Raw genomic sequence first — 4645 nt, 5'->3', positions numbered from 1 at the left:
TAACGGAAAAAGTATTGCCGAAGGACGGGCTTTCGAAGAACTGCAAGTTCAAGAATGACCAAACGAAGCAAAAACTTTTTTCTTTTGCTAAATTACTCAAATTAGTAAAAGGAAAAAGGGTTTTGCGGATAAATATCACTAAATGTGCAACTTTACCGAAACCCCGTCTTTTGGCAATACAATGTTAGGCGATCGCCCTTACTGTTTTCTGCCTTTTTATTTTTTATAGTGGGTGATAGTTTTTAAAGTGCGGGACTTAATTTTGTTTCTGCGTATGTAATAAATATAAATGCGTATAAAATAATTTACTTTTCGCATTAGATAAATATAATTGCGGATAGTATAATTTAAACTTCAGTTGCGATAATTACAACTGCGGATAGAATAAATAGGTTTGCGGAGCAAACCTATTTATTTGAGGGTGGAATATTTTATTTCGAGGTAGTGTATTTTATCTTTTGGGTAGTTTAAACTTTAGGCTTTTTAAATTCTATACCCTTTACTTGTGCAAACTCTGGGCTTGTTGCTCCAAAAACTGCTTTGATGTACTTCTTAACTTCTGATGCTATTTCGAAAATGCTTTCTTCTTTTGTATAAAGTGTTGCGTTTCTTGCTAGGCGTGCGTTGCTTACGTCTACATAAGCGGTTGCGACTTCGTCATTCTGGGTGGCTAAATCGGTTTGTTTGGCTTCTAATGTTACAATTTGTAAATCCGCTTCGTTGGGTGTGTAAGTTAGTTCGGTTTTTAGAACTGCTACAAGCCCTGCAAAATGTTGTAATTGTTGTGTGTAGGATTGTTGGCTCGTGGATATGGTATGGGGTCCTGGTGTATTTGAGTCTTGTGGTGTGGTTGAAGCGGGAGTGCTTCTTTGTCCTTGTAATTTACGGTTGAAACCTTTAGCATCGTTAACCAACTCGTCGGAAGCATCTGTGGTTTGTAAGGCGTTGATAAGACGAGTTGATAATGCTTTAAGCCCACTAAATGCACTTAGTCTGGCGTTTACTTTGGTGTTGTAGGTAGCATATTGGTTGATTACATTGTCTAGTTTTGCTTGTGCATCTGCCAATAATGCTTCTAGTTGTGGAACTTTTAAAGCTTCTTTTGATGGGTTGTAAGTAGCACCATAAGCTTTTACAAATGCAATTAGGTTTTGGAAGTTGGCAATGTTTTTTGCGTGTCCTGTTTCTGATGTTGAAGCCATTTGTGTATGTTTTAATGATTAATGTATTAAAGTTACTAAAAAATATGTTATAAATATCTGTAACAAAATAGAATAGCCAACGGAAAGGTCGGCTATTGGTTTTAGAATATTGTTAGTTGATGATGCGTAATGCTTCTTTTACTCTATTTCTATTTTTTCTATTTCTTTCATTAATCTTGAGGTTTCTGATAATGCCACAATTATTTTTTGATAGTGTAGAATATCATCAAATTCTAAGGTTCTGTCTTTTCTATCTTTCAGCCATTTTTGAGCAGGTTGATATCCTCCGATATAAAATTCCCAAGCTGTTTGTGGCACATTATCGAAATATTGCGTAGCGTTAATATATACTTTTCCGCTGTCGTATTTTGGTTTGCCCACCACGTTGTCTCCGTCTATTGGATATTGCGTGATGTATTTTTCAATTGTTGGGCTTTCTAATAAATGAATTTGTCTTATTTCTCCGCCTAATTTCACCAATTGCCAAAAGGTGTTTTTGTCTTTTGGATAAGGTACTCTTGGGAAATCTATTTTTAAAAATTCTTTGTATTTCTCTCGGTACGTTGGCGAATGCAAAATTGCATAGATATAATCTAATAGGTCTATCGGGGCAAAAGTGTTTTCGTTTTGTTCTTTCTCTGTAACAAATGTTAAACCTAATAGTTTAGCAATTTTGTCTACAATCTCTATATTGAGATTGGGTGTTCTTTCGGCTTGTTCTTCAAAGGAGGTTTGGCCATTGGTTTCTGCGGGATAAAGGTAGAGGGGGAAAACGCATCCAGTACCAAATAACTTAGCACTTGCAGTGAAATTTCCTTCAATTACTTTGTTTGTTATAAAATTATGTCTATAGTCTTGGGTCGTTTGTCTTGGAATAATTAATCCAATATTAGGTTGCAGGAAATGTTGCATTACCTCAAACCTTGAACGACCAATAAAACCACCTGAATGTTTGGTAATTATTGATTCTCTAACATCAAAAGGTCTATAATTAATTTTCACTTGTTTAAAAGTATCATTCAAAATGCTGTCTTTTGCTCGTGCAAATGTCCAGCCACTTGAGTCTTGTTTCTCATTGTATTTTGACTTTAAAAATTCGACAGTTTCACTTTTAAAGTCATCAATAACAATTTGAAGTTCTTGCTTAAAAAATTGGATAGCTAAAGGATCACATTTTGTTTCAATTCCATTTGAGTTCAATTTTAAAATATCATTTACTTGAAATCCTTTTCCATAATTGGTTTCTAAATCAAAATTCTTTGGCACGAAAAAATAATAAGGTTTTTTGGACTCAAGTTTTAACCATTTCATACTAGAAATAGTTGAGTTATTAAGTGTTTCATATTTATGATTTCTTTTTCCATGTAAATCAAAATGAAAAACTTCTCCTAATTCAGTTTTCTTCTTTTTATCTGTCTTTACAAAGATGTTAATCGAAACACCTTGCATAATATCGAAAACATTTTGGTCTGGGCTTCCGTCAGGGCAAACTTCTTTTTTCTTGGCATTACCGTGTAAATCCAAGATGTAGATTTTATCAAAACTTTCTAAGAGGTGTTTACGCATTTGGCGGTGTGTAATTCCGTCTATAAAGCTATTATTTGATATGTAAGCTAAAACACCGCTTCCATTTTTGTCTATATAATGTTGTCCGTAACGTATGAATTTGATGTAATCATCATCCAAATTGATTTTACGTTCATTAAGATTTTTCTTATAGTCAGCAATTAAATTTTGAATCCAATCATTTTTATTCGTGCTACTTACAGCATAAGGAGGATTGCCAATGACACACATCACAGGTGTATCACGCTTTATGTGGTTGGCTTCGTTGGCTTCGGTGCTTAGCCAATTGGCAAAAAGTGTTCCTGTATCGGGATGGCTTTCTTCTAAACTATTGGTAAGGTAGACTCTAAAGCGTTGTTCGGTTGTAGGTTTGTAGCCTGTTTCTGTCAATAGTAAATCCAACTGCAGATGTGCCATCGCATAACTCGCCATCAGCAATTCGAAACCATTAAGACGTGGCAATAAATGCGTTGCTACATAATTGCTCCAAATGCCTTGTTGCCCCTCAAATTTTTTGTGAATATGCTTGATAACTTCCGCTAAAAACGTCCCTGTACCTGTTGCAGGGTCTAATATCTGAACTTTATGAACTTCTTGTTCTGTAGTTTTGATATTGTCTTTATAACGATTATCGGTCGCTTGCAGATTCACTTTAATTTTGGTTTTGCTGGTGTCTGCTAACCCTTGTGGGAGGTGAAATTCCGTTTTCAAAATATCGTCTACTGCACGAACTATAAAATTAACCACAGGGGCAGGTGTGTACCAAACGCCTCTTGCTTTTCTTAATTTGGGATCGTATTCACTAAGGAAAGTTTCGTAAAAGTGGATAATAGGGTCTTCCATTTTGGTGGATTTCCCATAATTTTTTAGAATTTCTTGTACGTTACAAGCTAAGAAAATATCCACTAAATTGTCTACAATCCATTTGATGCGGTCGTCTATATCGGGACCAGCAATGTAGCCAAAGAGTTTGCGTAAAAATGGATTTGATTTTGGGATTAATTCGGCAGCTTCTTGTCTGCTGAACGTAGGCAAAGTAGGGTCGTGTAGGCGAGCGGCAAACATCCCATAAGCAATGGTTTGAGCATAGACATCCGCAAAACCTTTTGGTGTAATATCGTGAATAAGGATTTCCTTAAAGGCAGTCATTTGGTCTTTAAGTGTACTGTTCTCGTGATTGTATTCGTCACTTGTTAGTGCCTTTTCAATAACATCAGAAAGTAGGCGTGCTTTGCCCGCCATCATTTCTGCTAGTTTTTTACTGCTTTTTATTGTTTGACCAACATGAGAACAAAAGGCTTTAATGAGGTTTGTAAAAGCAACAAAATTGGAAGGCAAGGGAACGATAGTTCCATTTTGTAGTTCCGCTATTGCAATTTTTGTTATAAAAATTCCGTCAATATATAAATGAAAATCAAGATAATCTGTGAAGATTAAATTGTTAAGTGATGCTTTGTAACGGTCAAATTGTTCTTTGTTTCCTGTTTTCTTTGTGCCGCCAAGGTCTTTGTCTCCGATGTCTTTGGCTTCTATAAAGCCAACAGGAATATCCTTTTTGGTTAAGATGTAATCTGGTGCTCCACAACTTTGTCTTTTGGGTTCGTTGGTTGCTCTAATTGTCGGAACTAAACTTTCTAGTAATTGTTGTAGGTCGCCACGAAAAGTATGTTCGGTTGCATTTCCTAATTTGTAGCGTTGATTTATGTTGTCAATATATTGTTCTAAAGTCATTTGTTATGTTCTCAAAGTTCTACTTCAAAGTTAGTTTTTTTTTAATCTATAAGCAGCTGATAAATTTCTTTATTAAAATAAAAAAGTTTCACTAATATGAAACTTGAATTTTTATGCGGTCTGTGTAATAGGGTGTCGCCTAACGG

The 4645-nt window shown here is 35.3% G+C and carries 3 protein-coding genes; 1 reads left to right on the top strand and 2 read right to left on the bottom strand.

Going from position 1 to position 4645, the window contains the following annotated elements:
• Positions 1-188, top strand: a 188-nt coding sequence (locus AC23MB_RS14050; protein ID WP_487787610.1) for a hypothetical protein, incomplete at its 5' end; no start/stop codon positions are given.
• A gap of 279 nt (positions 189-467) precedes the next feature.
• Here the strand turns inward: AC23MB_RS14050 and AC23MB_RS14045 are convergent.
• Entirely contained in the window at positions 468-1202 is a 735-nt protein-coding gene (locus AC23MB_RS14045; protein WP_487787609.1) for a hypothetical protein, read from the bottom strand.
• A gap of 138 nt (positions 1203-1340) precedes the next feature.
• Positions 1341-4499: a type ISP restriction/modification enzyme gene (locus AC23MB_RS14040; protein WP_487787608.1), complete on the bottom strand. Its 3159-nt coding sequence runs from the start codon at positions 4497-4499 to the stop codon at positions 1341-1343.
• Between the last annotated feature and the right edge of the window lie 146 nt (positions 4500-4645).

The sequence above is a fragment of the Soonwooa sp. T0.1_25 genome (genome assembly GCF_057652215.1).
Note: the sequence above shows the minus strand (reverse complement) of the source record. Positions and strands in the feature narration are given on the sequence as shown.

Bases quoted from the DNA above. Each gene is read 5' to 3' on its own strand.
- AC23MB_RS14045 (WP_487787609.1), bottom strand. From the start codon at position 1,202: ATGGCTTCAACATCAGAAACAGGACACGCAAAAAACATTGCCAACTTC.
- AC23MB_RS14040 (WP_487787608.1), bottom strand. From the start codon at position 4,499: ATGACTTTAGAACAATATATTGACAACATAAATCAACGCTACAAATTA.